The 2,710-nt window shown below is 49.3% G+C and carries 3 protein-coding genes and 1 pseudogene; 1 reads left to right on the top strand and 3 read right to left on the bottom strand.

Annotation, left to right across the window (positions count from 1 at the left end; translation table 11 throughout):
- Positions 1 to 777: pseudogene (locus RMO84_RS03340) on the bottom strand (ABC transporter); the annotation flags it as partial.
- A gap of 332 nt (positions 778 to 1,109) precedes the next feature.
- Here RMO84_RS03340 and RMO84_RS03335 point away from each other — a divergent pair.
- A complete protein-coding gene (locus tag RMO84_RS03335) occupies positions 1,110 to 1,742 on the top strand; it encodes a TetR/AcrR family transcriptional regulator (RefSeq protein WP_310487029.1) in 633 nt (210 codons plus the stop codon).
- A 198-nt stretch (positions 1,743 to 1,940) separates the two neighbouring features.
- Here RMO84_RS03335 and RMO84_RS03330 read toward each other — a convergent pair whose 3' ends face one another.
- Positions 1,941 to 2,204 carry a hypothetical protein gene (locus tag RMO84_RS03330; RefSeq protein WP_310487028.1) on the bottom strand — a complete coding sequence of 88 codons (264 nt, stop codon included), beginning with the start codon at positions 2,202 to 2,204 and terminating at the stop codon, positions 1,941 to 1,943.
- Between the two features lie 17 nt (positions 2,205 to 2,221).
- Complete coding sequence (locus RMO84_RS03325) at positions 2,222 to 2,680, bottom strand: hypothetical protein (RefSeq protein WP_396135759.1); 459 nt, start codon at positions 2,678 to 2,680, stop codon at positions 2,222 to 2,224.
- Between the last annotated feature and the right edge of the window lie 30 nt (positions 2,681 to 2,710).

Raw genomic sequence — 2,710 nt, 5'->3', positions numbered from 1 at the left:
GATGGCTTTGATTTGGGCGAGGACTCGATCGGGATCGACTCCGGGCTGAACTTTAATTAGTCCCAAGGTGATTTGTCCGGAACTGCGATCGGGAAAAAAGCGCAGAAAAGTTTCGGGACTAGTGATGAGCGTTCCGTCTGTCGCAAATGAAGCACCGAGGGAAAACAGTCCGGTGACTTCGATCGTGCGACGTTGAACTTCCGTTTTCACAGCTTGTCCGGCGGCAACTTTGGTAACGACATCTGCGTATGTGCCTCGGCTCAAGCGATCGAACAAAAAGGTATCGGGTTGCTTGAGCTTATCGAGATTCCGATTGACTTCATCGATGGCAAACGCCGGTCGATCGAGACTTTGCCCTACCAGTGTAAGTTGAGTTTTGCGCCGAGTCTGCGGATTTTTCCACACGACCGTCGATATATACAGCGGTTCGGCAGATTGGACGCCAGGGATATCTTTAATTTGATAGAGCCGACGACGGGGTAAAGTATTGGCCAGATTTAAGTCCCGATATTGAGAGCTGCCGATGATGATATCGGCATCCATAGCGCGATTGAGCATGGTATTGCTATCGAACAATGCGGCTTGAATGCCGAGTTGAGCAAACATCAACAGATCGGCAAAGCCAATGCCAGCTAATGCGACCAGCAGCCGCGATTTACTTTTCTTGAGTTGCAGCCAGCCTAACGGAGTTCGATCGACAATTCCCTGCCAACTACGATGCTGCGCCGGGCGGACAGTAGACACATCTTGTGGCAATTCACGTAATCTCAATGTCATCCATCCCTCCTGTGACCTGTATATTTGTCAGTCCAGCTACCTGTCGAGCAGTACTAATATCGATTAAACGCATGTTTTAATATCGGAACCCGATCGACAGACTATCGAACAGCTTTTTAAACAGCCAAAAGCCTTGCACAATAACGCATTTTATCGATTTGACTAAGTTCTTAGTCGAGTGGTGCTAATTCAAACGTCCGTTTGATATAATTAAAGCAGACATTTTAGTAAATTGCAACGTGCGAATCTGAAATCGCCCTCAACGTCAGTCCGAGATCGGGATTGTCTGGGGACGGACAAGTTCTCAATTACAATTGACACAACTCGAACCAATGCAGAAAATTGTGGTTACTACAACAATCGATACCAAAGCACAAATCATTAATGTTGCGGAGCGACTCTTCGCCGAGCGAGGCTTTGCTGGCACTACATTACGAAATGTGATAAGTGAGGCAGATGTCAACTTGGCGGCGGTTCACTATCACTTCGGGTCAAAGGAAGAGCTGTTTCGAGCAGTGGTCGAGCGGTTTGCGCGACCGATCGTCGAGCAAGAATTGGCACTGCTCGATCGACTACAGGCGGGGGGGCGAGTGCCGACGGTAGAAGCAATCTTGACCGCATTATTCAAACCCTGTCTAGAGTTTTTGGCTCAAGACAAAGAATTCTTGCTCGTCCACACTCAATTTATGGGGCGGTGTTGGACGGAACCCGAACCGCTCAAGAGTATCGTAGAGGGGGAATTTGCGGCATCGATCGAGGCATTTTTGGATGTGTTACAACGGGCACTGCCAGCACAATCGCGCTCGCAGCTCGCCTGGAAGTTCGATTTGGTAATTGCGGCATTAGTTAGAGTCCAATCTGAGGCTGGGCAACCTTGGGCACTGCTCCAGAGTACAAATCCTGAATCGGTTCGATCGGCGATCGAGCAACTGGTGCAGTTTCTCAGTCCGGGGATGCGATCGTGAATAGACTTTCTGCGAAAGTCAGGCTTTAGGCTTTAGGCTTTAGGGGAAAACAATACTAATGAATAAACAAGAGGGAATCGCACCCAAATTGTGCGATTCCCTCAGCATTAATAGTTTTAATTTCAAATAAATTCTTGCGCGCGATCGGGGATCGATCGCCGGCGTGGTGGATATTGCTAAGTTGGGACGAGCCACGTCCTACTTTCTAGCAGATACCCTGATTGGGGTCGCCAAAGATTTGACGTGAGATTGATGGGGGCGAAACTGCTCGGATTGACTGACTCGCCAACAAGCGATCGGATAACTAATGGCAAATGCACTAAACACAGCCATCAGTCCCCAGACATATCGATGTAGCTCTCTGGCTGAGATGCGCTGAGGATGGAACTCGGTAGCGGGTACGCCAGTGAAACCCGAAGCAGTCGAATCGGAGTCGCTAAACATATCGGAGTCGGTAAGCATAATCTAATTGCCTGCAATTATTGTAGAGGGAGATAGGGAAATAGCGGATGCCAACACATGACGATCGCGGCTACCAATAACCCAAAGGTGCCAAAAAAGATCGTTCTGGTGCTGACTTGACGATGCTGGAGCAGATCGTGGAGGAATACCCAACTGACAAGCCAGCCAATTAACAGCAACGTTTGTTCGCCTGCATAACTGCCCATATTGCCAGTCGTTGAATCGGTACTATTGCTACCTGGCATCCAACTGCCAAACCACTCGATAAATTGCTCTCGGTCTACTGATGTATGAGCGAGGTGGTGACACGCCATCATTATGACAGCACCGAGAGCCGCACTAATTAAAGCTGCCGCAGCGATACCAGCAGTTTCCGGTGGCGTACTTGCTCCAGTTGCTAAGATCGCCGGAAATTGCTTGCACCGATTCCAAAATCGGGTATACCAAGGGAGTAATTCTTCAGAGCGAGAGCGCATAATTAGGGGGTAGGGGGTAGGGGGTAGGGG

Origin of the sequence: Chamaesiphon sp. VAR_69_metabat_338, from assembly GCF_031423935.1 — a bacterium.
In the GTDB taxonomy this organism is placed as follows: domain Bacteria; phylum Cyanobacteriota; class Cyanobacteriia; order Cyanobacteriales; family Chamaesiphonaceae; genus Chamaesiphon.
This window is presented reverse-complemented; position numbering and strand designations above follow the sequence as displayed.